Annotated in this window: 31 protein-coding genes; 19 read left to right on the top strand and 12 right to left on the bottom strand. The window is 67.8% G+C overall.

Annotated elements, in window-relative coordinates:
- Positions 1-4: 4 nt before the first annotated feature.
- From LWP59_RS38185 to LWP59_RS38165, 5 genes are read right to left on the bottom strand one after another with little or no spacing between them, the layout of a single operon-like run.
- Complete coding sequence (locus tag LWP59_RS38185; RefSeq protein WP_229858579.1) at positions 5-211, bottom strand: 2-hydroxymuconate tautomerase; 207 nt, start codon at positions 209-211, stop codon at positions 5-7.
- The gene (locus LWP59_RS38180) at positions 211-993 is read right to left on the bottom strand and encodes a 2-keto-4-pentenoate hydratase (protein ID WP_144639149.1); all 783 of its coding nucleotides are present in this window, start codon (positions 991-993) and stop codon (positions 211-213) included. Before LWP59_RS38180 ends, LWP59_RS38185 begins: the two co-directional genes overlap by 1 nt.
- Positions 990-2,117 carry a 4-hydroxy-2-oxovalerate aldolase gene (gene dmpG, locus LWP59_RS38175; protein WP_144639151.1) on the bottom strand — a complete coding sequence of 376 codons (1,128 nt, stop codon included), beginning with the start codon at positions 2,115-2,117 and terminating at the stop codon, positions 990-992. Before dmpG ends, LWP59_RS38180 begins: the two co-directional genes overlap by 4 nt.
- A complete protein-coding gene (locus LWP59_RS38170) occupies positions 2,117-3,031 on the bottom strand; it encodes an acetaldehyde dehydrogenase (acetylating) (RefSeq protein WP_373300077.1) in 915 nt (304 codons plus the stop codon). Before LWP59_RS38170 ends, dmpG begins: the two co-directional genes overlap by 1 nt.
- On the bottom strand, positions 3,028-3,828 hold the full coding sequence (locus LWP59_RS38165) for a 2-keto-4-pentenoate hydratase (protein ID WP_144639214.1): 801 nt from the start codon (positions 3,826-3,828) through the stop codon (positions 3,028-3,030). Before LWP59_RS38165 ends, LWP59_RS38170 begins: the two co-directional genes overlap by 4 nt.
- A 147-nt stretch (positions 3,829-3,975) precedes the next feature.
- On the opposite strand from LWP59_RS38165, the gene LWP59_RS38160 reads away from it, so the two are divergent.
- Positions 3,976-4,755: an IclR family transcriptional regulator gene (locus LWP59_RS38160; protein ID WP_144639153.1), complete on the top strand. Its 780-nt coding sequence runs from the start codon at positions 3,976-3,978 to the stop codon at positions 4,753-4,755.
- 23 nt (positions 4,756-4,778) lie between these two features.
- Here LWP59_RS38160 and LWP59_RS38155 read toward each other — a convergent pair whose 3' ends face one another.
- From LWP59_RS38155 to LWP59_RS38140, 5 genes are all read right to left on the bottom strand, one after another.
- Complete coding sequence (locus tag LWP59_RS38155; protein WP_144639155.1) at positions 4,779-5,168, bottom strand: GlcG/HbpS family heme-binding protein; 390 nt, start codon at positions 5,166-5,168, stop codon at positions 4,779-4,781.
- 136 nt (positions 5,169-5,304) lie between these two features.
- Positions 5,305-6,219, bottom strand: coding sequence for a catechol 2,3-dioxygenase (locus LWP59_RS38150; protein ID WP_144639158.1), 915 nt, complete (start codon positions 6,217-6,219; stop codon positions 5,305-5,307).
- Complete coding sequence (locus tag LWP59_RS41335) at positions 6,219-6,566, bottom strand: 2Fe-2S iron-sulfur cluster-binding protein (RefSeq protein WP_144639160.1); 348 nt, start codon at positions 6,564-6,566, stop codon at positions 6,219-6,221. Before LWP59_RS41335 ends, LWP59_RS38150 begins: the two co-directional genes overlap by 1 nt.
- A gap of 94 nt (positions 6,567-6,660) precedes the next feature.
- Entirely contained in the window at positions 6,661-7,752 is a 1,092-nt protein-coding gene (locus tag LWP59_RS38145) for a PEP/pyruvate-binding domain-containing protein (RefSeq protein ID WP_144639162.1), read from the bottom strand.
- Positions 7,749-9,512 (bottom strand): PEP-utilizing enzyme, encoded by a 1,764-nt coding sequence (locus tag LWP59_RS38140; RefSeq protein WP_144639164.1) that lies wholly within the window; start codon positions 9,510-9,512, stop codon positions 7,749-7,751. The genes LWP59_RS38145 and LWP59_RS38140 overlap by 4 nt, the downstream gene beginning before the upstream one ends.
- Before the next feature lie 319 nt (positions 9,513-9,831).
- Between LWP59_RS38140 and LWP59_RS38135 the strand changes: the two genes are divergently transcribed.
- The 11 genes from LWP59_RS38135 (at position 9,832) to LWP59_RS38085 (ending at position 18,362) form a co-directional block, all read left to right on the top strand.
- Positions 9,832-10,113, top strand: a complete 282-nt coding sequence (locus LWP59_RS38135) for an HAD family hydrolase (RefSeq protein ID WP_144639166.1) — start codon at positions 9,832-9,834, stop codon at positions 10,111-10,113.
- Between the two features lie 62 nt (positions 10,114-10,175).
- The gene (locus tag LWP59_RS38130) at positions 10,176-10,454 is read left to right on the top strand and encodes an HAD family hydrolase (protein WP_144639168.1); all 279 of its coding nucleotides are present in this window, start codon (positions 10,176-10,178) and stop codon (positions 10,452-10,454) included.
- A 263-nt stretch (positions 10,455-10,717) separates the two neighbouring features.
- On the top strand, positions 10,718-11,545 hold the full coding sequence (locus tag LWP59_RS38125; protein ID WP_186383266.1) for a 2-keto-4-pentenoate hydratase: 828 nt from the start codon (positions 10,718-10,720) through the stop codon (positions 11,543-11,545).
- 292 nt (positions 11,546-11,837) lie between these two features.
- Complete coding sequence (locus LWP59_RS38120; protein WP_144639172.1) at positions 11,838-12,209, top strand: hypothetical protein; 372 nt, start codon at positions 11,838-11,840, stop codon at positions 12,207-12,209.
- Between the two features lies 1 nt (position 12,210).
- Positions 12,211-13,218 (top strand): ferritin family protein, encoded by a 1,008-nt coding sequence (locus tag LWP59_RS38115; protein WP_144639174.1) that lies wholly within the window; start codon positions 12,211-12,213, stop codon positions 13,216-13,218.
- Positions 13,215-13,505, top strand: coding sequence for an MmoB/DmpM family protein (locus tag LWP59_RS38110; protein WP_144639176.1), 291 nt, complete (start codon positions 13,215-13,217; stop codon positions 13,503-13,505). Before LWP59_RS38115 ends, LWP59_RS38110 begins: the two co-directional genes overlap by 4 nt.
- Positions 13,506-13,522: 17 nt before the next feature.
- Complete coding sequence (locus tag LWP59_RS38105; RefSeq protein ID WP_144639178.1) at positions 13,523-15,046, top strand: YHS domain-containing protein; 1,524 nt, start codon at positions 13,523-13,525, stop codon at positions 15,044-15,046.
- A 5-nt stretch (positions 15,047-15,051) separates the two neighbouring features.
- Complete coding sequence (locus LWP59_RS38100; protein ID WP_144639180.1) at positions 15,052-15,384, top strand: phenol hydroxylase subunit P4; 333 nt, start codon at positions 15,052-15,054, stop codon at positions 15,382-15,384.
- 84 nt (positions 15,385-15,468) lie between these two features.
- Complete coding sequence (locus LWP59_RS38095; RefSeq protein WP_144639182.1) at positions 15,469-16,524, top strand: NADH:ubiquinone reductase (Na(+)-transporting) subunit F; 1,056 nt, start codon at positions 15,469-15,471, stop codon at positions 16,522-16,524.
- Positions 16,525-16,623: 99 nt separating this feature from the next.
- On the top strand, positions 16,624-17,388 hold the full coding sequence (locus LWP59_RS38090; protein WP_144639184.1) for an IclR family transcriptional regulator: 765 nt from the start codon (positions 16,624-16,626) through the stop codon (positions 17,386-17,388).
- Between the two features lie 156 nt (positions 17,389-17,544).
- Positions 17,545-18,362 (top strand): IS5 family transposase gene (locus LWP59_RS38085; protein ID WP_407653135.1). Its coding sequence is split into 2 segments (ribosomal slippage): positions 17,545-17,893 and positions 17,893-18,362, totalling 819 coding nucleotides; the frame shifts between segments, so codons are not numbered across the junction.
- A gap of 24 nt (positions 18,363-18,386) precedes the next feature.
- Here the strand turns inward: LWP59_RS38085 and LWP59_RS38080 are convergent.
- Both LWP59_RS38080 and LWP59_RS41330 read right to left on the bottom strand, forming a co-directional pair.
- Positions 18,387-19,391: an IS3 family transposase gene (locus tag LWP59_RS38080; protein ID WP_229858583.1), complete on the bottom strand. Its 1,005-nt coding sequence runs from the start codon at positions 19,389-19,391 to the stop codon at positions 18,387-18,389.
- Positions 19,388-19,849: a transposase gene (locus LWP59_RS41330; RefSeq protein ID WP_144639188.1), complete on the bottom strand. Its 462-nt coding sequence runs from the start codon at positions 19,847-19,849 to the stop codon at positions 19,388-19,390. The genes LWP59_RS38080 and LWP59_RS41330 overlap by 4 nt, the downstream gene beginning before the upstream one ends.
- A 746-nt stretch (positions 19,850-20,595) precedes the next feature.
- Between LWP59_RS41330 and LWP59_RS38070 the strand changes: the two genes are divergently transcribed.
- From LWP59_RS38070 to LWP59_RS38040, 7 genes are all read left to right on the top strand, one after another.
- On the top strand, positions 20,596-22,065 hold the full coding sequence (locus tag LWP59_RS38070; protein ID WP_229858581.1) for an aromatic/alkene/methane monooxygenase hydroxylase/oxygenase subunit alpha: 1,470 nt from the start codon (positions 20,596-20,598) through the stop codon (positions 22,063-22,065).
- Positions 22,066-22,101: 36 nt separating this feature from the next.
- Entirely contained in the window at positions 22,102-22,347 is a 246-nt protein-coding gene (locus LWP59_RS38065) for a toluene-4-monooxygenase system B family protein (protein WP_144639190.1), read from the top strand.
- Positions 22,347-22,712 carry a Rieske 2Fe-2S domain-containing protein gene (locus LWP59_RS38060; protein ID WP_144639192.1) on the top strand — a complete coding sequence of 122 codons (366 nt, stop codon included), beginning with the start codon at positions 22,347-22,349 and terminating at the stop codon, positions 22,710-22,712. Before LWP59_RS38065 ends, LWP59_RS38060 begins: the two co-directional genes overlap by 1 nt.
- Positions 22,713-22,725: 13 nt before the next feature.
- A complete protein-coding gene (locus LWP59_RS38055) occupies positions 22,726-23,040 on the top strand; it encodes an MmoB/DmpM family protein (RefSeq protein WP_144639194.1) in 315 nt (104 codons plus the stop codon).
- A 3-nt stretch (positions 23,041-23,043) separates the two neighbouring features.
- Complete coding sequence (locus LWP59_RS38050; protein WP_222425552.1) at positions 23,044-24,054, top strand: aromatic/alkene monooxygenase hydroxylase subunit beta; 1,011 nt, start codon at positions 23,044-23,046, stop codon at positions 24,052-24,054.
- Positions 24,026-25,045, top strand: coding sequence for a 2Fe-2S iron-sulfur cluster binding domain-containing protein (locus LWP59_RS38045; protein ID WP_144639196.1), 1,020 nt, complete (start codon positions 24,026-24,028; stop codon positions 25,043-25,045). The genes LWP59_RS38050 and LWP59_RS38045 overlap by 29 nt, the downstream gene beginning before the upstream one ends.
- Positions 25,046-25,141: 96 nt before the next feature.
- Positions 25,142-26,164, top strand: coding sequence for an alcohol dehydrogenase catalytic domain-containing protein (locus LWP59_RS38040; protein WP_233921963.1), 1,023 nt, complete (start codon positions 25,142-25,144; stop codon positions 26,162-26,164).
- Positions 26,165-26,209: the final 45 nt, after the last annotated feature.

The following is a 26,209-nucleotide window of genomic DNA, read 5'->3' as shown; positions in this document are numbered from 1 at the left end:
GACCTCAGGTCTCCTTCGCTGCCGCGGCGCGCTCGGCCAGCGTCACGCCGCCTGCGCACCAGTGTGTTGGGGGGACTTCCCGTACCACCACGCGGATGTTCGCCTTGGGGACACCGATCGAGCGATGCACCGCGTCGCTCACCGCCGCCAGCAGCGTTCGGATCTGCTGCGGGGTACGGCCCTCGGCGAGGGTGATTTCCACCATCGGCATTACTCGCACCTCAGAGTGACCGAGCCAAGGTTGGCGAACTGGGCGCTGATGCGGCTGCCGGGGTGGGCGAACACCGCGTCGGTCAGACCGCCGGTGAGCACGATCCATCCCGGCTCCAGGACCACTCGCCGCTTGGCGAGGGTGTTCGCCGCCAGCGCCAGCGCCTCGGCCGGGTGCCCTTGCACGGCGGCGCCGGTAGCGGAGTCAACCACTTCGCCGTTGACCTCGAGCAGGCAGGCTTCCAGGGCGAGATCCAGCTCGTCGGGTTTGCGGATCACCCCGCCGACCGTGAACCGCGCTGAGGAGGCGTTGTCGGCCACCACATCGGGCAGGGTGAATCTGAAGTCGGTGTAGCGGCTGTCGATGACCTCCAGTCCGGCGTAGACGTGCGAGACCGCTTCCATCGCCCGCGCCGCGGTGACGCCGGGCCCGGACAGCCGCTCGCCGAGCACGAACACGATCTCCGGCTCTACCCGAGGGTGGATCAGCTCGCCGGTGACCAGCGGCGCGCCAGCCGGCAGTGCCATCCGGTCGGTGAGCCACGCGGTCAACGGGGAGTCGATGCCCATCCGCTGCTGCTTGGCCCGCGAGGTGAGCCCGAGCTTGACGCCGACGATCTGCTCGCCGGACGCGACCTTGCGGCACAGAATTTCGTCCTGCACCCGGTAGGCGGTGTCCAGGTCCAGCTCGGGCCACTCGTCGGTGACCGGGCCGCGGTCGGCGCGGTCGGCTTCGGCGGCGGCTAGCACCGTGGCAGCCCGTTCCACGTTCCACTCCGTCATGCTGTGGCCTTCTCCCGTTCGCCTGCCAGTTGCAGCGCGATGTCGATGATCATGTCCTCCTGGCCGCCGACGTAGCCAGCCTCGCCGACCTTCTGCAGGATCTCGTGTGCGGGCACCCCGTAGCGGTGGGCGGCTCGCTCGGCGTGCAGCAGGAACGAGGAATACACCCCGGCATAGCCCTGCACGATCGCGTTGCGCTCGGCCCAGGGCAGCCGCGGGATGAACGGCAGCGCGACCTCGGCGGCGGCGGCCAGCAGCCCCGGCACGTCCAGCCCGGTGCGCACTCCCATCTTCGCGAACACCGCCGCCAGCACCTCCGTCGGCGAGTTACCCGCCCCGGCGCCCAGCGCGCATAGCGTGCCGTCGATCTGCCGCGCCCCGGCCTGGTAGGCGGCCAGCGAGTTGGCCACTCCGAGGCAGAGGTTCTGGTGCCCGTGCAGCCCGACCTGCGCCTGGTCGCCGACCTCGGCGACCAGCGCCTCGACGCGCGCCTTCGCGCCGTCGGGCAGCAACGCGCCGGCGGAGTCGACCACGTAGACGCACTGGCACCCAGCGTTGACCATGATCCGCGCCTGCGCGGCCAGCTCCTCAGGGCTGATCATGTGCGCCAGCATCAGGAAGCCGACGGTTTCCATGCCCAGCTCGCGGGCGGCACCGAAGTGCTGAATCGACACATCGGCCTCGGTGCAGTGAGTGGCGATGCGGGCCACCCGAGCCCCGGCGTCGTGCGCCTGCCGCAGGTTCGCCACCGTGCCCAGGCCGGGCAACAGCAGCACCGCGATCTTCGCGCTCACCGCCTCCTCGGCCGCTGCAGTGACCAGGCGGATCTCGTCGGTAGTGGAGAAACCATAGTTGAAGCTGGACGCGCCCAGCCCGTCACCATGGGTCACCTCGATGACCCGCACCCCGGCGGTGTCCAGCGCGGCCACAACATCGCGCACCTGCCGTTCGGTGAAGCGGTGCGACATCGCATGGCTACCATCGCGCAGCGTCGTATCGGTGATCCGGACGTCCAACTGCTGCCCGCGGTCCTGCTCGGTCACAGGAGCCAGCTCCTCGGTGTTGCGCTGCCCGCGGCGCAGGCGACCCTGCGATGCTCGTGCCGTCGTCGTCTTCGTGGTCATCAGGCCGCTACCTTCGCTTCTCCCAGCAACTCGCCCACCCGCGCGGCGGCCGCCGTCATGATGTCCAAGTTTCCCGCCCACTCGGGCAGGTAGTCGCCGTTGCCGCGCACCTCCAGGAACACCCCGACCCGGGCACGGCCGTCCCAGCCCTCGCGCGGGTCGTCGAACTGCGGGTCGGCACGCAGTGTGTAACCCGGCACGTATGTCCGAACCTTGTCCACCATCCGGTGAATCGAGGCGCTGATCGCGTCGCGGTCGGCGTCGGGATCGATCGCGCAGAACACGGTGTCCCGCATGATTATCGGCGGCGTGGCGGGGTTGAGAATGATGATCGCCTTGCCCCGTGTCGCACCGCCGACCTCTTCGATGGCGTGCGCGGTGGTCTCGGTGAACTCGTCGATGTTCGCCCGGGTGCCCGGCCCGGCCGAGCGGGAGGCGATGGCGGCCACGATCTCCGCGTACGGCACCGGCGTCACGGCCGCCACGGCCGCCACGATCGGGATGGTGGCCTGGCCGCCGCAGGTGATCATGTTGACGTTCGGCGCGTCGATATGGGTGGGCAGGTTCACCGGCGGGCACACGAACGGGCCGACCGCCGCCGGGGTCAGGTCGATCGCCTGGATACCGGCCTCGGCGTAGCGGACCGCGTGCGCCGCGTGCGCCGTGGCGCTGGTGGCCTCGAACACCAGGTCCGGCCGCTCCTGGGCCAGCAGCCAGTCCACCCCCTCGGCGGAGGCTTCCACACCCTGCTTGGCCGCCCGGGCCAGCCCGTCGGAGGCCGGGTCCACGCCGACCATGTACCGCACCTCGATCCGCTCGCTGCGGCGCAGCTTCGCCAGCAGGTCGGTACCGATGTTGCCCGGCCCCACGATGGCCGCTGTGGCCCTGCGCGCCGAATCTCCCACTGCCGTCACTTGACTCCACCTTCCTTCGAGAACCGGGCGGTCACCGACCCCAGGCCGGCGAACGTCGCCGTGGCTACATCACCGGCCGCCACCGGCACCGCCGCGGTGATCGACCCGGGCAGCACCACGTGCCCGGCCTGCAGCGTCACGCCGCGGGCGCCGAGCGTGTTCGTCAGCCACACCAGCGCGTTCAGCGGCGAGCCGAGCACTGCACCGCCCGCGCCGGTACCCACTAGCTCCCCGTTGTGGTACAGCACCCCACCGACCAGCCGGACGTTCACCTGCGACAGCGGGGTAGCGGTACTGCCCAGCACCACCCCGGCGGAGGAGGCGTTGTCAGCGATGGTGTCGACGAGCTTGATTTTCCAGTCCCGGATGCGGGAGTCGATGATCTCCAGCGCCGGCGTCACAAACTCTACTGCGGCCACCGCTTCGGCCACCGTGACTCCCGGACCGGCCAACGGCTTGCCCAGCACGAACGCGATCTCGGGTTCCACCTTCGGCGCCACGAATGCCGACGGATCGATCGGCTGCGATTCCAGGTGGAACATGCGGTCGGTGAGGTGGCCGAAGTCGGGCTGGTCCACGCCGAGCTGGCGCTGCATCGCCGCCGAGCTCAGCCCCACCTTGTGGCCTTTGACCACCGCGCCGTCGGCCTGCCACCGCTGCACCTGGCTTACCTGGATCGCGTAGGCATCGTCAACGTCCAAGCCGTCGTACTGGTCGGTCAACGGGTCGACCGGTACGCCACTTTGGTAGGCGCCCAGCAGTGCCCGCACCGCTTCCGAGCGCGCTTGCGTACTCATCCCTGCACCTCGTCTCAAGGCACCTCGTCTCAAGAAACCGGCCTCGACGCTACCGCCGACTATCCGGCCGTGGCCGGGACGTTCCCGCACGCGGAACATCGCGACGTTCCCTTGCACCGTCTCTGTTCGATGCCGACAATGCAACGCATGCGTTCCACTCAACGGCACGATGGCAACGGCACGAGTGCGGCACCGTCGGTGCTGGACCGAGTGTTGGCCATCCTTGGCGCGTTCGACGGGGAGTCCCGCCCGCTGGGCACCTCGGAACTGGCGCGCCGTACCGGACTGGCGAAATCCACCGTGCACCGCCTGGTCTGCGCGCTGGTCACGCACGGCCTGCTGGAGCGGCACGGTGACGGGGTCGTGCTCGGCCTGCGGCTGTTCGAGCTGGCCGAGCGGGTGCCGCGTCAGCACGACCTGCGCGAGGCAGCGTTGCCCTACATGGCCGACCTGCGGGCGGCCACCCGGCAGACTGTGCACCTCGCCGTGCTCGACGGCACCGAGGTCGTCTACGTGGAGATCCTGCGCAGCCGGGACGCACCGCCATTACCGTCGCGGGTCGGTGGTCGGTTGCCGGCGCACGCCACCGGAGTCGGCAAGGCGATCCTGGCGTTCTCCCCGTCGGAGACCGTCGAGGCGGTGATCCGGGGCGGCCTGCCGCGACTGTCCGAACGTACCATTGCGGGGCCTGGTCTGCTGCAGCGCGAGCTGCGGGCGGTGCGCGGCAACGGGATCGCCTACGACCACGAGGAGTCCCGCGCGGGCCTGGTGTGCGCGGCCAGCCCGATCACCGCCGCCGACGGCACTATCGCCGGGGCGCTGTCGGTATCGGGCTGGGTGGGGCGGCTCAACGTGCGTCGCATCGCGCCCGCCGTCCGCACCGCCGCCCTCGCCCTTTCCCGCGACCTGGGCGCCCCCACGCAGTAAGCATCCCCGTCGCTCCCACTGTGTCACCTCACCGCGGCCGCTCCGGCCTCGGCGATCTGCCGGTCCTGGTCGGCTGAGCCTCCAGAGACCCCCACCGCGCCGACCAGCTCGCCGTTCGCCCGCACCGGCACACCACCACCGAAGATCACCAGCCGTGCGGTGTGTACGAGCCCGTGCCGCAGCGGAGGGTCCTCGGCGATGGCGGGCCACCACGCGTGTGTGGGTTGGCCGTTGAATGCCGCCACCGTGTAGGCCTTGTCGCGGGCGATCTGCTCCGACAGCAAGGGAGCACCATCTGTCCGCAGGTATGCCAGCAGGTGCCCGGCGCGGTCAGCTACCGCCACACAGACCGCCACGTCGATCTTTTTGGCGTGCGCCACGGCGGCGTCCAGCACTCGTCGCGCTCCAGCCATGGTCAGCGAGGTTGCGGACCGCACGTTGTCCGATGCCACGCTCCTCGTCTCCCTTTTATAGGTCCTAACACAGACCTTTTAGTTGCGCGGAACCGCCGGCCGTCCCGCTTCGCGGGTGTTGGGCCGGTACACCGGCTCAGGTGAGCACCGTGGTGAAGCGCTCGTTGAGTTCGCGGCTGACATAGAAAATGCCTTTACCCAACTGGTCGGCCGTCCACGTGATCGTCGGGAAGTCCGGATAGGTTTGGTAGCCGCCCGAGAATACCTCGTTGCGGTTCCCCGCCGGATCGAAGAAATAGATCGTCTCGCCGCGGGTGATGCCGTGCTGAGTCGGCCCCACATCCACCGAGACGTCGTCCATCGAGAACAACTGACCCGCCTTCAGGATGTCAGACCAGTCGTTGAGATAGTAGGCGAAGTGATGCAGCTTCCCGTTGGGCCCTTTGATGAAGGCGATGTCGTGCGGGGTGTTCGTGCAGAACATCCACGAGCCGAGCAAGTCGGCGTCCTCGCTCAGGTCGGTCACGACGCGTTCGGCAGGGCGGAATTTTAGGCACTCGCCGAAAAACCGTTCCAGCGTCGCCGGGTCCTCGGTCGTAATCAACGCGTGATCGACGCGAGGTACGCCGACACCGACGAGATGGCGAGGAAACACATCCGGGTTGAGCGTGCCCGTCTCGGTGCCGGTGTATTCGATCTCGGCATACAGTTCGACCACGTGGTCGCTGGGCAGCACCACACGGATGCCGTCTCCCACCGCGAGGTTGTCCCCCTTGCTCATCCGCTCGGTGAGGCAGCCGAAGGTCTGCACCCGCTTCTCGATAACGTCCAGATCCTCCGAGCGCTGCACCTTGTAGCCGAGCTTGACCAGCCCGACCCCGCCCCGCTCTAGCACGACCGAATGGTGGTCGTATTCGTCCCAGGCTTTGAAGTACAACCGATCATCGTCCTCGTGCACCAACCGCATGCCGAGAGTGTCGGCGTAGTGCGACCGGGCAGCCTCGAGATCGGTCACCCGGGTGTGCACGTAACCAAGCCGCATCACGCCCATCAGCGCTCTCCTTCCTCCATTGTTGTGGCCGCCAGGGCAGCCAAGATCGGTGCGACACACCGAAGCCGGTCACCACGCCGCAACCGGATGACCACGTCGCCCACGGGCACTGCTCGGCACGACACACACACACCGGCCGCTCGTTCCGCCGCTGTGAGCACCTGTTCGGGCACCGGCGCGGGGTAGCGAACCGCGCCGGAGACGAGCTCGACCTTGCAGGTACCGCAACCACCGCGGCGGCACCCGAAGCGATGGCTATAGCCACAGCGGGCAAGCGCCGCCAACATCGGTTCATCTTCGCGTGAGCGTAGGCTCACCCCGGCGGGCTCGATCCGCAGCAGACCCATGCGGTAATCCTGCGCCGTGGGGTGGCCACCGCGCCCGCAACGTTCCTCATCCCGGAACACCCCGCGCCCACCTGGAGTGTTCCCGCCGGGCACGTCACCGGGTTCGTCGTAACCACGGGACCTCGAGCTGGGGCGGCATGCCGAAGGCGAAGGCGACAGGATCCCACCCTGTCCGGGGCAGCGATGCGGATTCGGTCACCGGCGTGGTGATGGGACGCGCCTGCACGATGTGCACCGGCGCACCGGCCTGCCGGTCGCGACTGATGACCCACTCCACGTCCACCGGACAGCCGTAGTGTTCTTCGATCCGGCGCACTGTCGCGGCGATCACGGCGACCTCGTCGGAGTCCGCGACCCGTGTTTCGCGCAGGTGCTGCGGTACCGGCCGACTCACGATCCGGCCACTGGCCAGATCGAGGTCGGACATGACCTCCTTGCGCGCAATGTGGTAGCGCAGCACCCGCAGATCGGACTTGGCGACCTCGGCGTGGTCGGGGATGACGTGTCCTTGCACGACGACCTCGCCCCATCCCCACGAGCCTTCGATCACGATGCGGTCGGTCCTCCCGGTCACCGGGTGTGCCGAGAACGCCACGCCGGAGGCTCGGGCGGGAATGAGTTCCAGCACCCCGACGGCCATCGGCATGTCCTGGTGCGTGATGCCGCGTTCGCGACGGTAGCTGAGGGCTCGTGGGGTGAACAGGCTGGCCCAGCAGTCGCGCACCGCCTCCTGCAGGCGGCGGGTTCCGACGATGCCGAGGGAGGTGTCGAAGATGCCGGCGAAACTGGCCTGCCCGCCATCCTCGCCGGCCGCGGAGCTGCGCACGGCGACCGGTATGTTCCCCGGCCCGTGGCGGGCACACAGATTCTGGTAGGCCTCGGTGACCGACGAGATCAGCTCAGGTGACATCGGCGCGCGGAGAAAGGCCCGTCGGATCTCGGCCGACGCCGCGTCCAGCTGCCGCACGGAGGGCGCAGGGGGTAACTGGCCCAGCACCTTGTCGATGATCAGGTCCAAGCCGGAGTTGACACAGTGCCGGCGGTAGGCGGTCGCGCCGAGCACGAATCCGTGCGGCACCGTGATCCCCGCCGCTCTCAGCTCCACGAGTCGGCCGATCTTCGGGCCGCCGATGGCCACCGCAGTGCCGCAGTCCAGCTCGTCCAGCCCGAGCACCTGGCCGCTCACGAGACTGCTCCCAGGGACTCGATGCGCGCCGCCCGCCGCAGGACGGTAACGACCCCACGGGTGCCGTCGACCTCGATCTCGTCGCCGTCCTGGATAACGGTCGTGGCCACGCCCACCGCGGTCACCGTAGGTATCCGATACTCGCGGCCGACGATCGCGGCGTGGGACAGGCTGCCGCCACCATCGCAGACACAGGCCGCGACCTTGCCGAAAGCGGGGGTCCAGTTCGGTGAGGTCGATTCACACACCAACACGTCGCCGCGTTGGACTCGGTGTAGCCCGGCCGCGTCGAACAGGACTCGGGCGATGCCCCGCGCCACGCCCCCTGCCGCAGGCATACCGGTCAGTGACCGCACCTCGGTGTGGCCGTCGCCGGCGCTCACCGCTTGCAGGAAATGCCGGTCGAGGCCGAAGACCTCGATCAGGATGGGGTCAGTGACCGCGTCCGGCACCGTCCCCAAAATCTTGGGCATGTCGGGCCTGCGTTGCTGCCAGTGGTCGAAGTACTGTCGCCGGTCCTCAACGAGCTGCCGGAGCGTGTCATACGGTGTGGTGCCGTCCACCACCGCCATCAGCTCGGGCCAGAACAGAAACAGGGCGTCATCGGGCCTGCCTGCGCCCACCGCGTCAGAGACCCGCAGACACGCCCACCGCAGCGGCAGCGACGCCCGCAGGTCGATCCACAGGTTGTGCTCGTCCTGCCACCACGGGAAATTCGCTACCTGACACGAAGCCAGCCCCGCGTCGAATATCTCTTGTTCCGGCGAGGTCAGCCCTGCGCGGGCGGCGTCAATGGCCGCCTCCCGCTCCTCGACCGCGGCGTTCCGCGCGGCGGCGAAGTCGTGATCGGCGTCGTCGCGCAGAAAGGATTTGATCATCTTCAGGGGCGGTGTCGGGTCCTCCGCCCACGAGGGCAGGGCAATGTCGGACGTTCCCTCGGCACGATCGCCATACAGGCGCAGGAAGTCATCGAACTCAGTCAACCAGGACGCGGCGCGTCCACCGCGGCGGGACAGCGCCCCGCGCAGATCATGTGCGGCGTGGGCAACGAACACCTCCCGTAACCCAGCCTGGCGCGCTTTCCTGGCGAGGGTGTACAGCGTTCGATCCGTCTCCATGATCTTCGTGTCGTAGCCTTGGAGGAACTTCGCGACCTCACCGGGCGCGATACCCATCCCGGTGCACGCGCGGTGAAAACCGAGATAGTTGATCAGCAGCGGGTACATCACTTCGAAGTGGATCTCAAATGCGCGCCGGTGGAACCGCCGTGCCTCGCGCAGATACTCACCCAGTTCCGGCCGAGACAGGGACGACACATCGACCGACCACAGACGATCCCACCAGGCGCCGATTTCCCCGACCCGCGCCGCCCAGATCGCGTCGAAGTTGTTCACGAAGGCTGGCAAGCTCGCCCGCAGCCGCCGCGTGCGTTCGGCGACCTGCGCTTCGTGGGTGACCTCGATGGCTGCGGCGTAGATGTGCGTGCCGGCGATCCGGTGGGCGATGCCACGACCGATCGGTACCGGCAACGCCTCGGCGGCCAGTTGGGTGCCCCAAGAGTACACGTCTTCAACGCAGGCCAACCCCATCGGGGTCAGTCCCTGCGGCCAATGAAAGTCCAGGAACCAGAACCGCTGCTCGTCCGCCTCGCGGAACGGCCCGGACGGCTTCACCAGCCAGTCAGCACGGTCACCGAGCGGGGTGTATCCGGGATACCCCCCGTCGGCGATGAACTGGTCCACCGGCACGATCGTGACCATCGCAAGCCTCCTTGATCGCGAGCACCCGGAGCTTCCGTTACGGGACCGGATTGAGCGATAATGGAAGCTGGCTGCCACCCGTGACAACTCCCACCCGTGCCAGGCGACGCATTGCCTGGCCCAGCTCACCGGCCCGGTGACCGGAGGCGCGACAGTGGGGCACCCTCAAGCTCGCGGCGACAGTCGACCACCGGCATTTACCCGATCGTTACCGAGACGAGGCCGTGGACATGCGCATCTGGCAGTGTCGTGGGCTTTGGTCCCCAAACCGCACGGACATCGTTGAATCGTTGAGTTCAGGAGCAGCGGAGTTTTGATCATGCGCGCATTGCTGATGGACTTTGGCGGAGTGATCCAGCATTCGGTGCTGGAACTACTCCCGGCGTGGTCGGCCCGGTTCGGGCTGCCCGACCACATCACCCAGCGCAGCGGCCCGTGCGGTGCTCTTGTCGATCAGCTGTGGAAACGCATGCCGCGCCGTGAGCTGACCGAGCGGGAGTACTGGGCGCAGCGGGCGGCAGAGATCGGCGGACTGCTCGGCTACCAGCGGCAGGCTCGGGACCTGCTGGTGCGCGTAATTGGCGGGCCCGAGCAACAGTAGCTGCGCCGGGAAGCCGGGAGCCTGCTGCGGGCGGCGCGCACCGCGGGCGTGCGCACCGCGGGGTGCTGTCCAACGATCTGGAACACTTCTACGGTGCCCGGTGGGTCGCGGAGCAGCGCATCCTGAGGGAATTCTATGCCGTGGTGGACGGCTCGAACACCGGGCTGCTCAAACCCGATCCGCATGCTTTCCTGCTCGCGGCGCACCAGCTCGGGGTCGCCGTGACCGACCCGGTATTCCTTGGCGGCCAGGTATGGAACACCGACGCCGCCGCGGCGTTAGGGGCAGCGGCGATCTGGGTCGATATCACTCCGCCGCCGCTGGCCGCTCCCTGGGACTGAACGCCTCCCGCCTGTCTGTCGTCGCTGACGCAGCGGCGGCCCAGCCCGGTTACTACGCGGCCCTCAGGCCGACAAGCCGACGTTCCGGTGTGAGGAACAGACGTGGCCGCGGTCGGGGCAGCACGCCATGCTGGGTTGCGTGACGTCCGTGTGGCCCGCGCCGGTCGACGCCGGGGCGCGGCGTCTCGATGAGCCAGGGCCACGCGCACTGGGATCACGCTCCGCCCGATAAGGGGTGGACAGCACCAGGAGGACGGTGGGCCATGGGTCCGGCCCGGTTGCAACGCTGGGCCGCGACGATCGACGCGGCCCACCGGCAAGGGTGGCTGCTGCAACCCATCACCGACACCGAACCGGTGACGTTGACCGACGCCTACACCATTCAGGAACTGCTGACGGCGCGCCGCACCGCGCGCGGTGCTCGACCCATAGGGTGGAAATTGGGCTACACCTCGGCGGCGATGCGGGAACAGATGGGCGTGGACGCCCCCAACTACGGTCCCCTGACCGACCAGATGGTCCTGGCCGACGGCGGGGCTCTCAGCGTTGAGCTGATTCAGCCTCGCGCCGAGCCGGAGATCGCGATACGCCTGCACACCGATGTGCGACCGGGGACGACAGTCGAACACGTCCGGGCCGCGATCGGCGACGCGTACCTCGCGCTGGAGATCGTCGACTCGGTCTGGCAGGACTACCGGTTTCGCCTGGAAGACAACACGGCGGACGGCTCCTCGGCGGCACACGTGGTGCTCGGTCCGGCGCTGCACCCGGGTACCGACCTGGGCGCGCTGCGGGTCGTGCTGCGCCGAAACGGTGCGGTCGCGGGCACGGGCCACGGCCGGGCGGTCATGGGGCACCCGGTCCACGCGCTAACCTGGCTCGCTCGGGAACTCTCCCGCCGCGGCAAGGGTTTGCGTGCCGGTGATGTCGTTCTCACCGGCGGGCTCACCGCCGCCGTACCGGTGCGACCCGGTGACGTGATCTCGGCCGCCGTCTCCGGCTATCCTCCGGTGACCGTGCATCGCCGCGCCACCGCCGCGCCACCTGATGTCCCCGAACGGTCACCGTCGGTGTCGACCCGGGAGGGATGACAAGCAGCGGTGGACGAGCGCGTCCCCGCACACGCGATCGCGCTCACCCCGGTTGCCTTCGCCTGCGGATCGACTTCGGCGTCGAGGACGGAGCAGCCGGATCCTCTGTCCACCCAGCCACCACTGCCTGAAATCGGCGGCCCGGTCTCGTCGAACGTTCCGTTATCGGGAACGTCGCTGGCGCCGGGCGGCCGTGGTCACGAGCGTAGGGCACATGACTCCATTCATGCTCGCTGTCACCGAGGCGCTCGGAACGGCGGACGGTAGCAGGGCGCCGGCGACGATCGCTGCGGTGCCCAGGCCTGTGGGGGAGGGCGCCGACAAGCAGGTCATGGTGCGTTCGCTGGCCGAGCAGATGGTGTGCGAGGCCAACGCCGTGCTCGCCGCTCGGGGTGAGCGGATCGAACTCGTGGACCAGGCCGGGGGCGACCGGCTGTGCTTCATCCTGCGCTACGGCGACCGCCGTGCCGAGCTGTCTACCACCTTCACCGGGCGGCAGGCCGAGGCCCGGCTCGTCTGCGCGGGGGGTGTGGTACCGGCACTACCGGGTGAGTGCACCGACGCCCGGCGCGAGTTGGCATGCCCGGACACGGTGGCCGATCTGATCCTGGCGTTGCTGTCCGGGCGGCCGTCGACGATTCAGCAGACCCACGTGGAGGCGTGACGTGCAGTACGAACTTCGCACCCAGACCATCGAGCCGCTGCGGCCGACCTTTACCCACCTGCAGCGACGGTTCGGCGCCAAGCCGGCCACCCGCTACCAGGAGGGCACCATCGACGTGCAGGCGGTGGAACACTTCCATTACCGGCCGCAGTGGGACGCCGAACGCGAGATCTACGACGAGCGGTTCTCCGCGCTGCGGCTGGTCGACCCGTACTCGTTCACCGACCCCCGCCAGTACTACTACGCGCCGTATGTCACCGCGCGCAGCCAGTTGTTCGATGCCTTCGCCAAGACGCTGGACTACGTCGAGAGCCGCGGCCTGCTGGCGAAGCTGCCGGAGTCCTGGCAGACGCTGGCGGTGCGCATGCTGCTGCCGCTACGGCACTACGAGGGCGGCGCCCAGTTGGTGTGCTCGGCCGGTGCCCGGTTGGCCTACGGTACCAGCATCGAGCAATGCCTGTCGTTCGCCGCGTTCGACCGGATCGGCAACGCGCAGCTGCTCTCTCGTGTCGGGCTGGCACTCGGCGGCGGCACCGCTGAGCTGCTCACCGAGGCACGCGCGCGGTGGCTGGAGGCCGAGGAACTGCAGCCGCTGCGACGCTACTGCGAAGAGCTGCTCGTCGAGCCCGACTGGGCGGTGGCCACCATCGCCCTGGATCTGGCCGACCGGCTGATCTACCCGCTGGCTTACCGGCATCTCGACGAGCAGGCGCTGAGCTTCGGGGCGGGCGCGCTCAGCCTGCTCAGCCAGCACCTGGGCACCTGGTTTACCGACCACCGCAAGTGGCTCGACGCGCTGATCACGGCGTGGCTGGCTGACCCGGAACACGGCACGGGCAACGCCGAGGTGCTGCGCTCCACGGTCGACACCTGGCTGCCGCTGGCGGCCGAGGCGGTGGCCGGGTTGGCCCGTGCCGCCGACACCGCGGCCGAGGTCGGCGCGGTGGATGCCGTGCATGAGCAGACCACCGAACTGCGCAACCAACTGGCCGAGGAGTTGAGCGTATGACCACCGCAGGGACCCGAACGGTCGGTGTCGATCTGCAGGAGAGCAGTGAGGACAACCGGCGGATCATCGAGGCGATCGAGCGGGACAATCCCGACTGCAGGATCAAGCACTTCCCGGGGTTGATCAAGATTCAGGTGCCGGGACGGCTGGTGGTGCGTCGGGAGACCGTGGAGGAGCTACTCGGCCGCGAGTGGGAGACCCACGAGTTCCAGATGGCGATCGTCACCTACTACGGCCACATCCAGGAATACGACGACGACGAGATCGTCCTCGCCTGGGACCACTAAAGGAGGACCCGACCAAGATGGCCAAGAAACTTCCGCTCAAGCAGCGTTATGCGGCCCTGACCCGGGACGTGCACTGGGACCCGTCCTATGTGGCCGCCGAGAAGGTGTTCCCGCACACCACGTTCGAGGGCATCAAGATCCACGACTGGTCGAAGTGGGAAGACCCGTTCCGGCTCACCGTGGACGCCTATCACAAGTACCAGGCGGAGAAGGACAAGCGGCTCTACGCCGTGCTGGACGGGTTCGCCCAGTCGCAGGGACACCTCACCCTCTCGGACGGGCGCTACCTCAACGCGATGAAGTTGTTCCTGCAGGGCGTGACGCCGCTGGAGTACGCGTCCCACCGGCTGTTCGCGGACCTGTCGCGGAACTTCAACGGGCCCGGACCGCGGTTCGCCGCGCTCTGCCAGTCGATCGACGAGTTGCGACACACCCAGACCGAGATCCACACGCTGTCCAACTACAACAAGTACTACCCGGGTTTCCACAACTGGCGCGAGATGCACGACCGGGTGTGGTACCTGTCGGTGCCGAAGTCGTTCTTCGACGACGCGCTGGCGGCGGGCCCGTTCGAGTCTCTCATCGCGATCTCGTTCAGCTTCGAGTACCTGCTCACCAATCTGCTGTTCGTGCCGTTCATGTCGGCGGCCAGTTTCAACGGTGACATGCCGTCGATGACGTTCGGGTTCTCCGCGCAGAGCGACGAGAGCCGGCACATGACCCTCGGACTGGAGTCCATCAAGTTCCTGCTGGAGCAGGACGAGGGCAACGTGCCGATCATCCAGGACTGGATCGACAAGTGGTTCTGGCGTGGCTACCGGGTCACCGCGCTGGTCGCGGCGATGCTGGACTACATGCTGCCGCGCAAGGTGATGAGCTGGAAGGAGGCCTTCGAGCTGTACTTCGAGGAGCAGATGCTGAACGGGCTATTCCCCGACCTGGCCTATTACGGCATCCGCCCGCCGCGGCACGTCGAGCAGGCCATCGCCGAGAAGGACCTCGTGTCCCACCAGGTGTACTGGACGCTGTACCAGTTCGGCTTCGCCGCAGCGTTCACCACCACCGTGCCCGAGCCGTCGGAGATGGAGTGGCTGGCCCAGCAGTACCCGGACAGCTTCGACAAGCACTATCGTCCACTGTGGAACAAGGCCAAGCGAATCCAGGACGGCGGCGACCGGTTCTTCTTCCAGGGACTGCCCGAGCTGTGCCAGGTGTGCCAGATCCCGATGACCTTCACCGAACCCGGTGACCCGACCCGGATCGCGCAGCGCGCCAGCGTGTTCGACGGTGAGCGGTACAACCTCTGCTCCGACGGCTGCCAATGGATCTTCGACCGGGAACCGGAGAAGTACCGGCAGGCATGGCTGCCGGTACACCAGATCTACCAGGGCAACTGCGGTGGTCCCTCGGTGCCGGAAGTCCTGGAGTGGTACGGCATCACCGACGGCGACAACGGCGAGTACCTCGGCTCGGTCGAGCACCGCCACTGGCAGCAGTGGCACGCGCAGCAAGCCGAGCAGACCGCGCCGATGGGGAGCTGATCGCGATGGCGGTGAAGGCACTGTACGAGTATGACCACCCGTCGCGCTCGAGGCAGGAGCTCTACGGCGACGACGAGCTGGTGCACGTGTGGTGGGAGAACAACCCCATGTTCTGCGCCGCGGCCTGCTTCCGGGTGCCCACAGCAATAGGGTGGCGGGAGTTCATCGAGCAGATGGTTAACCCGTGGGCGGCCTCCGACCCGGACTTCCAGCCCGGCAGTCCGACCGACTGGACGCTCGACGGGCAGCCGTGGCAGCCCGACGAGGCCCGCTCGCTCGCCGACCTCGGCATTGGCCATAAGAGCGTGGTGTCATTCCGGGCTCCCACCACCATCTGACCTCGGACCGTGAGTGTTCTTGGCGCCTACAGGGCGGCAAGGAACACTCACGGTCCACGTGACATCGGAAAGGGAAAGAGGATCATGTCGGAGGTCTATACGGTCACCGTCGATCCACTGGGCACCGAGGTGCAATGCCGCGCGGACCAGCCCATCCTGGACGCCTGCCTGCGCGCGGGGGTATGGCTGCCGCACGCCTGCACGCACGGCACCTGCGGCACCTGCAAGGCCGAGGTCACAGACGGCGAGGTCGACTTCGGCGAGGCGTCGTCCTTCGCGCTGATGGACTTCGAGCGGGAGGAGGGCAAGGCGCTGCTGTGCTGCGCGATGCCCCGCTCGGACGTTACGATCGAGGGTGACGTGGAACTGGAGCAGGGCATCACCATGCATCCGGTGAGCGACTACACCGGGACCGTGGTCGAGCTGTCCGACTGCGCCACCGACACCCGCCGGCTGCTACTCGACCTCGACCGCGAGATGGCCTTCAACCCAGGCCAGTACGTCTCGCTGGAGGTGCCCGGTACCGGACAGACCCGCACCTACTCGATGGCGAACGTGCCGGCCGAACCGGGCAGGGTCGAGCTGCACATCCGTCGCACACCCGGCGGGCTGGCCACCGATAACTGGATCTTCAAGACCCTCGAGGTCGGCGACGAGATCCGGTTGTCCGGGCCGTACGGCCGGTTCTTCTTCCGTCCGGCCCGCCCCGAGCCGATGCTCATGATCGCCGGCGGTACCGGGCAGGCGCCGATCACGTCGATCATCCGGCACGCACTCGCCGAGGCCGAGCAGCGGATCACCCTCTACGCCGGCGGGCGCACCACCGAGCACCTCTACAACGTGGCATTGTTCCGGGAGCTGCAGCAGCGATACCCCGACCGGTTCCACTACCGGCCCTGCCTGTCCGAACAGCGGGCCGAAGGGTACGCAGCCGGCAGGGTCACCGACGTGCTCGACGCCGAACTGGACACCTGCACCGGGCACGTCGCCTACGTGTGCGGGCCGCCACCCATGGTGGATGCCACGTTGAAAACCCTCATGCGCAAACGGCTGTTCCCCCGCGACATCTATCGGGAGGACTTCTTCGACGCCCGCGACAAGGCCACCGGAGGACTGCGAAGCCCGCTCCTGAAACGCTGACCCAGCTGTGCCGCTGAATGGGACGCGGTGGTTGCGAAAGCGACGACGCCCGACCATGCTGGTCGCTATCACGGTGCACCGGGTGGCAAGGAGGCCAGGATGGTGGAGAACGCCGGGGAGTGCGCAGGCGGTCTGCGCTCCGTGCTGACCGCGCTGGATCTGCTGGACTGCTTCACCGCCGAAAAGGAACTCGGGGTATCTGAGCTGGCACGGCGGCTCGGTGTCGCGAAGAGCACCGCGCACCGACTGCTGACCACCCTGTGCGCGAGAGGGTTCATTCAGCGAAACACCGAGACCGGGCAGTACCGTCTCGGGTTACGCCTGCACGAACTGGGGCTGCTGGCGATCAGCCGCTACGACCTGCGGCGAGCGGCGATGCCGCTGCTGGAGGAGCTAAGGGAACGGACCGGGAACACCGTCCATCTTGGGGTCGTCGTCGGCGCTGACGTGATCCACCTGGAACGGTTGGAGACGCTGCGTGGGATGCGGTTGTTCCGCGACGTCGCGCGACGGCTGCCCGTACACAGCACGGCATGCGGAAAGGCGATAGCAGCCTTCGACCCGGTCTGCGCGTCGGCACGGATCAGCGCGGGATTCCCGGCATTCACTCCCTCCACAATCCGGACGGCCGAAGACTTCGAACGGGAGCTCGGCCGCGTCCGACAGCTCAATTTCGCAACGAACCACGACGAGGTGCGCTCCGGGCTGACCTCCGTGGCATGCCCAGTGCGTGACCACGCCGGGCACGCGTACGCCGCGATCTCGATCGTGGCGCCCACGCCCGACGCCGAGCGCAACGTCGGGCGGTACGCCCGGCTCGCGACAATCACGGCGGCGAAGGTGACGCACATCGTCGGCGTGTGAGCGCCCGCGGCGATCGGAGACTGCACCGATCGACATTGGACAGGACACGGCGAACTGGGAATGGCCCTGCCTTATGACCCGCGAACGGTAGTTGTCAAGTCAAGTGAGAGCGTGTCTTACGTGGTGATCAGCTGCTGATGCGTCATGATCTTGGTCGTGGTTGATCGTTTGTCATTGCGGCTCGTGCCGGACGAGCTGTGGGAGTTGGTGGAGCCGTTGATCCCCGCGTTCGCGGCGCGTCCCCAGGGCGGGGGAACCGCGCCGCTGGAGCCGCGGCAGGTGTTCACCGCGATCGTGTACGTGTTGACCAGTGGGTGCGCGTGGCGGGATCTGCCGCCGTCGTTCGGCGTGCCGTTCCAGACCGCGCACCGGCGCTTCACTCAGTGGACCAAGGCAGGGCTGTGGCGCGACCTCCACCATGCTCTGCTCGACGAGCTCGGCAGGAGAGGCTTGCTCGACTGGAGCCGCGCGATCGTGGACGGTGCCTGCATTCGCGCGAAAAAAGGGGATCTCTGACCGGCCCGAGCCCTGTCGACCGAGGTAAACCGGGCTCGAAGATCCACGTGGTCTCCGATCGCGGCGGACTGCCGCTCACGGTCGCGATCTCCGCCGCGAACACCCACGACTCGCGCGCGCTCAAACCGCTGGTGATGGCCATCCCCGCGGTGGCATCGCGCCGCGGCCCCCGGCGAGGCCGACCCGCCAAACTGCACGCCGACAAAGCCTACGACCAGCCCGCACTCCGCCGCTGGGTCCGCGCCCGAGGTATCGCCGTACGCATCGCCCGCAAAGGCATCGACTCCGCCGAGAAACTCGGCAAACACCGCTGGGTGATCGAACGAACCATCGCCTGGCTCACCGGATACCGACGGCTGACCCTGCGCTACGAACACAAAGCCGACCACTTCCTCGCTTTCCTCCAACTCGGAGCCGCCGTGACCTGCTGGAAGAAACTCCACAAAACCACCACATGAGACACCCTCTGAGACAGGTTGTGTTTAGAACGCTGGTTCGGGCTGGTCGGCGGGCTGGTTGATCCAGGCCGCTTCGGGCAGTTGGGGTGGTCGGGGCCGGCGCGCGAAGCGTTCGGGGTGCTCGGCGTAGGCCTGGTTGAGCGTGGCCTGCCGCCGGGTGCGGATCTGCTCGGCGGTGCCGAAGTGCACCGATGCGGGGGTGTGCATTCCGATCCCCGAGTGCCGGTGCTCGTGGTTGTAGGCCATGAAGAAACTGTCACAGAACGCGCGGGCGTCCTCCAGCGACCCGAAGCGCTCAGGGAAGTCGGGCATGTACTTCAAGGTTTTGAACTGGGCCTCCGAATACGGGTTGTCATTCGAGGTGCGAGGGCGGGAATGGGACCGGATGACGCGGAGATCGACCAACAGTTCCGATACCGGTTTCGACACCATGACGCCGCCGCGGTCGGCGTGGATGGTGTGGGGCCGGCTGCCGTTGCGGTGCATGGCGTCGTCGAGGAACTCTTTCGCCACGACCGCGTCCTCCGCGGCAGCGACCAGCCAGCCCGTGACATAGCGAGAGTAAATGTCGAGGATAACGTAGCATTTGTACCAAATCCCTTTCGACGGTCCTTTCAGCGCGGTGATGTCCCAGGACCACACCTCGCTCGGGCCGCGGGCGACCAGTTCGGGCCGGACCCGAGCGGGGTGGGTGGCGAGGCGGCGGCGTTCCCGGACCTGGCCTGCGGCGCGGGCGATCCGGTACATCGTGGAGACCGAGCACCAGTACCGGCCCTCGTCCAGCTCCCTGGCCCAGACCTGCGGGATCGCCAGGTCCCGGCAGGCCGGGCCGGTCAGCAACGCCAGCACCAGGTCCCGTTCGGCGGCGTCGAGGGCCTGCGGCGGCGGCGCGCGGGGCAGCCACGGGCCGTGCACCGGCCCTTTCGGGTTGGCGTGGCGATAGTGCGTCGCTCTCGACGTCCCGGTCAGCGCGCACGATCTCTTGACGGAAACGTCCGCCGCGCGAAGTTCGGTGAACGCGGCGGTCAGGACGTCCTCGGCGGCTTGTCGTTGTCCGTGCTCTCGGAGAGTTCTTCCAAGAGCGCGTGTGCTTTTCCCATGATGTCGAGCGCCATCCGGGTTTTCGTCAAGTCGGCGGAGAGTTTCTGGTTCTGCCGGCGGAGTTTCTCCAACTCGACCTGGTCGGCTGATTTCTTTGCCTGTTTCGCCGGTGTCCCAGGCCCGGCCGGTTCGCCGCCCAGGCGTCCCGCGTCACGAGCTCGTGTCCATTCGATGATGTGAGACGAGTACAAGCCTTCCCGGCGCAGGATCGCGCCCTTCTCCCCGTTCGGGGCGTTTTCGTACTCGGCGACCGCGGCGAGTTTGTACTCCGCGGTGAACGCCCGCCGCGACGGGCGCGGTGCGGGGTCGGCTTGCTCGTCGCCGGACGACCGTCGGGACTGCTTGTCAGATAGCGTGGACACGTGCACAAGGATCTCCGATCCCACCCTCGGTCAGGAACCCCCACTCACACGGGGTGTCTCACGCCAGTCTGACCAAGAGGGGAACGGGGGCGCTCCGCTCGGGAGTGATGATGTTAGGCCACGGGATCGACAGTTTCGGCCGCCTGTTCGTGATCCGTCGTGTCCGGCTGTGGCGGGCGGGGTTGTTGGGTGTCGGTGGTGCGAGCGGCGCAGGTTCTGTAGTAGCCGCAGTCCGGGCCGGGGTCACATGGTGAACCCGCGCGCTCAATGAAGTTGGAGTGCCGGATCCGCTGCCAGTGCCCGCGCGGGAACCGCAGTTGGACGGTGAGCGACTCGCGGTCGGCGAGCAGGCAGCGCACCGCCGCCGGGTAGGAGTCGCGCCCCGCTTGGCGAACGCATCGATCCGGCCCTGGACCACCGCGTCCGAGCCGGGCTCGACGTCCTCGGGAAGCGCCGTCGGTTGTGAGCCGCATGTGTCGCGTTGGGGACCGCACGGAGCTCTTGGTCGGTGTCCCGTGCACCGCGATGCCCGTACCGTCTCGCTGGCTGTCGTTGCCCGTTCCGGGACGAGGAACACTTTCCCCAGTCGGCCGGGGATGGGGTGATCCTTGTTACGCGCGCTTGCTGTGGGTCACTGTCGCCGGAGCGAGCCCGCGTGGACGCGAAACGGTGAGCTGGTCCTGGACGCCACGCCGGCCGTCGTTGACAGAGAGAAGGGAGCCGTCATGCCGTGTCTTACTCGTTCCGAGTGGTACGACCTGACCCGCGACATGAACTGGTCGCTGTCCTACGTCAAGGAAGAGGAGGTCTGGCCGGCCGAGTTGTCGAACGGCTTCGGGCTACCGGCGGAGGCATGGTGGACCTGGGACGAGCCGTACAAGGTCACCTACCCGGAGTACGTGCACAACCAGTTCGGCAAGGACGCCGGCGTCTACGCCGTCAACGCCGTCCTGGGCCGGTCGAAGATGTACGAGCAGCTCGACCCCGGGTGGAAGTCGGCGATCATCGCGCACTACGGCGCGATCGCGGTCCCCGAGTATCTGGCCGCCATCGGTGAGTCGCGGATGGGGCGGTTCGGCCGCGCGGCGGCGTGGCGGAACATGGCCACGTTCGGCACCCTGGATGAGACCCGCCACGGCCAGATTCAGACGTATTTCCCCTACGGCCTGCTGGCGAAGGAACCGCGGGCGGACTGGGCGCACAAGGCCCTGCACACCAACGAGTGGGGCGCGCTCGCCGCGCGCAGCCTGTTCGACGACATGTTCACCGCGAACGATGCGGTGTCCACCGCGATCCAACTGACCTTCACCTTCGAGACCGGCTTCACCAACCTGCAGTTCCTCGGAATGGCCGCGGACGCGATGAAAGTCGGCGACGTCGATTTCGGGGCGCTGATCTCCTCGATCCAGACCGACGAGGCGCGGCACTCCCAGCAGGGCGAGCCGACGATCAAGCTTCTGGTGGAACACGGGCGCAAGGATGTCGCGCAGCAGCTGGTGGACCACATGTTTTGGCGGACGTGGAAGATCTTCGCGTTGCTGACCGGGCTGTCGATGGACTACTACACGCCGTTGGAGCACCGTAGCCACTCGTTCAAGGAGTTCATGCAGGAGTGGATCTGTAAGCAGTTCCTCGACCAGTTCCGCGACTTCGGCCTGGAGAAACCATGGTACTGGGACGAGCATTTCATTCCTGAGCTCGACTGGGTGCATCATGCGTATCACTTGGGTGTCTGGTATTGGCGTCCGACGGTGTGGTGGAACCCCGATGGCGGTGTGGCGCCGGAGGAGCGGGACTGGCTGGAGGAGAAGTACCCGGGCTGGAACGACACGTTCGGTCGGCAGTGGGACGTGATCACGGACAATATCCGGGCTGGCAAGCTGGAGGCGACGCTGCCCGAGACGCTCCCGATGATCTGCAACATGTGCCATATCCCGATCTGTACGCCGTCCGGGTTCAACGCGGGCAAGCTGGCCAGCCCGGCATCAAAGATCCTCGATCACCACGGCCGCCGCTATAACTTCTGCTCGGAGCCTTGCCGGTGGGTCTTTGAGCAGGCGCCGCAGCGGTTCCAGGGCCACCAAAACCTGGTCGACCGGTTCCTCGCCGGGCAGATCCAGCCACCGACACTTGAAGGGGCGCTGGCCTACATGAGCCTGTCTCCGCAGGAATGTGGCCAGGACGCCACCGACTATGCCTGGGCGCACGCACGACGTCCTGCCCTGGTCTCCGGCGCGTGACCAAGCCGACAACCCAAAGGGAAGGAGGATTCAGCAATGGCGCTGTTTCCCTTGCAGGCCGTGTTCGACGGGGACTTCGTGGTGTTGCTGGTCCCGGTCGATGACGAGGACTCGATGAGCGTGGTCGCCGACAAGGTGGCTCATCACGTGGTGGATCACCGCGTGGCGAGGCAGGACCGGCCGCTGCGCGTGCGCCACGACGGAAACCCGCTGCCCGAGGACGCCACGGTGGTGACCGCCGGTGTGGGGCCGTTGGACGTGGTGGAAGTGGGGTATGCGTGATGAACGATGCTCCGGTGCAGTGGTTCGACGTGCCGGAAGCCGAGGGTTTGTGGGAAGGCGATCTCATTGATGCCGAGGTCGCCGGTGAGCAGGTGCTCGTCGTGCATCACCTCGACGGCTCCTTCGCGGCTTACCAGGGGTTGTGCCCGCACCAGGAGATCCTGCTGGCTGACGGCAAATGGGATGAGGAGAAGAGCACCCTGACCTGCAGTGGCCACGATTGGGAGTTCGACCTGAAGGACGGCTCCGGCATCAACCCCTCGGGTTGCCGACTGTACCGCTACCCCGTCGAGGCCGACGGCGGGGTGGTGCGGGTCGGTATCCCGCAGGACGGACAGATCCACTACAACCGCTGCCGAGAATGATGAGGACGAGACGATGACAGCAGTTCCCCAAACTCCGAGCCGGAAACTGGTGGGCCCGGTGATCCGCGGCGTCGACGGCGACCTCGCCGATGCGGTGGCCGCCGCGATTGAGCTGGACAACCCCGACGCCGAGGTGTTGGTCGACGACCAGGGCGGCTACATCCGCATCAGCGTGCCCCACCGCTGCGTGCTGACCCGGCGCAGCCTGGAAGAACAGCTGGGCCGGGAGTTCCCGCTCAGCGATCTCGAGCCCGCCCTGTCGGCGTTCGCCGGGCGGGTCAAGCAGACCGAGGACCAGATGGTCTGGTACCTGGAGAGGCAGGACTGAGCTGTGACGACCGCGCAGAGCCGCCGGCGGCAGAAGACCTGGAGCATGTTCGGTGATGTCCGGCGCAAGCCGACGCCGTACGAGGCGGTCACCGGCAAGTTCCACTACCACTTCCGGCGCGATCCCGCGCCATTCGAGATGGACCCGCAGTGGTCGCTCAACCAGTGGTACCTCACCCATCGTGAGGGTTCGCCCCTGCAGGTCGAGGACTGGGAAGACTTCCGCGACCCACACAAGTTGACCTACCGCGACTACGTCGCCCTCCAGCACGACCGCGAGGTGTATGTGGACGCCCTGGTCGACGAGCACGAGGCCGCCGGGTCGGCGGACAAGCTCGATCATGGCTGGGTCGACACACTGCGGACGCTGTTCGTGCCGCTGCGGTTCCCGCTGCACGTGCTGCAGATGACCAGCCTGTACGTGGGGCAGATGGCGCCCTCGTCGTACATCACGAACTGCGCGCACTTCCAGGCCGCCGACGAGATGCGCCGCATCCAGCGGATCGCCTACTGGACCAAGGTCCTTGCCAACGCCCACGGCGACGACATCGCCGCGACCAGCACCGCGCGCCGAGCGTGGGAGGACGACCCCGCCTGGCAGCCGCTGCGGCAGACGCTGGAGACCCTGCTCATCGCCTACGACTGGGGTGAGGCGTTCACCGCGCTCAACCTCGTCGTCAAGCCCGCGGTGGACGCCCTGGTCAACAACGTGTTCGGGCAGTTGGCCGAGGCCAACGGGGACCGGTTCCTGGCCGCGCTGTGCACCGAGTTCGGCCGCGACGCCCGCCGCAGCCAGGACTGGACTCAGGCCCTAACCGGCTACGCGATCGAACGCAACCCGGACCTGGCCGGGGTGCTCGGCGACTGGGTGCAACAGTGGCAGCCCCGCGCCGACCAGGCAGTCGAGGGCCTCGCCGGGCAGTTCGCCCAGGCGCCGCAGCCGCTGAACCCGGGCGAGGTCACCGCGCGGGTCCGAGAGGTGCACGATGAGTTCCTCACCGGAACATCCGTCTGACCCCGGTGCCGGTGCGTTCAGTGTTCGGCTCGCCGGGACCGACCTGCGATTCACGGTCGGCCCCGGCGAACGGATCCTCGCCGCCGCCCGCAGGGCAGGGATCTGGCTGCCGTTCGAATGCGGCTGGGGCAGCTGCGGCACCTGTAAAGCCACTCTCGTCGAGGGCGAAGTCGAGCTGCTCTACCCCGACGCCCCCGCCGTCGAGCCGCGCGACGCCCGCCGACGACGCATCCTGACCTGCCAGACCACCCCCTGCTCCGATCTCACCCTCAAGGTCCTGCGGACCGGACCCACCGCAGAACGCCCCACTTGCGACCACCGGGCCGAGCTGCTCGACGCCCAGGAGCTGGGGCCCGACATCCGACGCTTCCGATTCCGGCTCGACACCACCAGCCGGTACCGGCCGGGCCAGTACGCCATCGTCGAGCTGGGCCGCGGCCTGCGGCGCTGCTACTCGATGACTGGCCCGGCCGGACTGGACACGGTGGAGTTCATCGCGAAGCGGTACCCGGGCCGGGCCGGCAGCACCGCGCTGTTCACGCTGTCTCCCGGTGATGCCGTCCCGGTCGAGCTGCCCTACGGCGACATGTGGCTGCGCCCCGGCGAGCGCGACATCGTCCTCACCGCAGGCGGCACCGGACTCTCGCCGATCCTCGCCCTGCTGCGCGAACTCGCCGACACCGCCGACACCCGCCGCGTGCATGTCTTCTACGGCGCGAACACCGAGGAGGACCTGGTGTGCTGGGACGAGCTCCAGGCGCTCGTCGCCGGACTGCCGGCCGCCCGCCTACACGGCGCGCTGCTCAAGCCAAGTGAATCCTGGTCGGGAACCGTCGGGCTCGTGACCGACGCGCTGCGGGTTCGGCTCCCCGAACTGCGCGGCGCCGAGCACTACCTTGCCGGCCCACCGGTGATGGTTGACGCCGTGCTGACGCTACTGCGCGAACACAACGCCCCGATCGACCATATCCACTACGACCGATTCGGCTGACAAGCCACCGCGCGCCGAGTCAGCCCAGCATCCACCCAGGAGACCCTCATGCGAGCAGCCGTCTATCACGGACCGCGCACCGTCACCGTCGAGGACGTGCCGGATGCGACGATCCAGGAGCCCGGCGACCTGGTCGTCGCGACGAAAACCGCCTCCATGTGCGGCTCTGACCTGTACCTGTTCAACGGGGAGGTACCCGACCTCGTCGCGCCCGGACACACGACACTCGGGCACGAGATCTGCGGTGAAGTCGTCGAAGTGGGCCCCGCGGTAACACGATTCGCCGTCGGCGACCGCGTGACGTTCCCCTACTCCGTCAGCTGCGGGCGCTGCGGATGCTGCCGAGCCGGGCAAACCGCACACTGCCTGACCACCGGTAAGGCGATCTACGGCTTCGGCACCGCCTTCGGTGACCTGGGCGGCAGCCAAGCCGAATATGTGCGCGTACCCCACGCCGACGATCACCTCGAGCACGTGCCCGACGCGATCTCCGACGACGTCGCACCGTTCCTGTCGTGCAACCTGCCCGCCGCCGCCATCGCCGTCGACGCGGCCGGCATCGAATCCACCGACACCGTGGCGGTCGTCGGTTGCGGCCCCACCGGGCTGCTGGCGCTCGACCTCGTCCGCCAGCGCACCCACGCCGCGGTGTACGCGCTGGACCCGGTGGCCTTCCGCCGGGAACAGGCCGAAAAACGCGGCGCGATCGCCCTCGACGCCGGACCAGACGCAGCGGACGCCTCCATCCAGACGATCATCGACACGACCCACGGGCTCGGCGTGCACAAGATCATCGAGTTCGCCGGTCGTGGCCCGGCCTTCGACCTTGCCGTGGCCCTCGCCCGCCCAGGCGCCACCATCAGCGGCGGCGGCGTCTACCTCGAACGAGACCACACGGTGTCGTTGTTCGACATGTACTTCAAGAACCTGCGGCTGCTGCTCAACGGATTCGCCAACGCCAAGACCGCACAATGGCGAGCGATACAACTGATCGAACACGGCGTGATCGACCCGACCACCGTAGTCACCCACCGTACCCGTCTTGCCGAATTCCCCACCGCCGCTCAGCAGTTCGCCGACCGCGAACCAGGCTTCCTCAAAATGCTCATCACACCATAGCCACCGATGCAACGCGCCCATACTCGACCAGTCCACACGGGCATC

Origin of the sequence: Amycolatopsis acidiphila (assembly GCF_021391495.1) — a bacterium.
GTDB classification, from domain to species: domain Bacteria; phylum Actinomycetota; class Actinomycetes; order Mycobacteriales; family Pseudonocardiaceae; genus Amycolatopsis_E; species Amycolatopsis_E acidiphila.
This window is presented reverse-complemented; position numbering and strand designations above follow the sequence as displayed.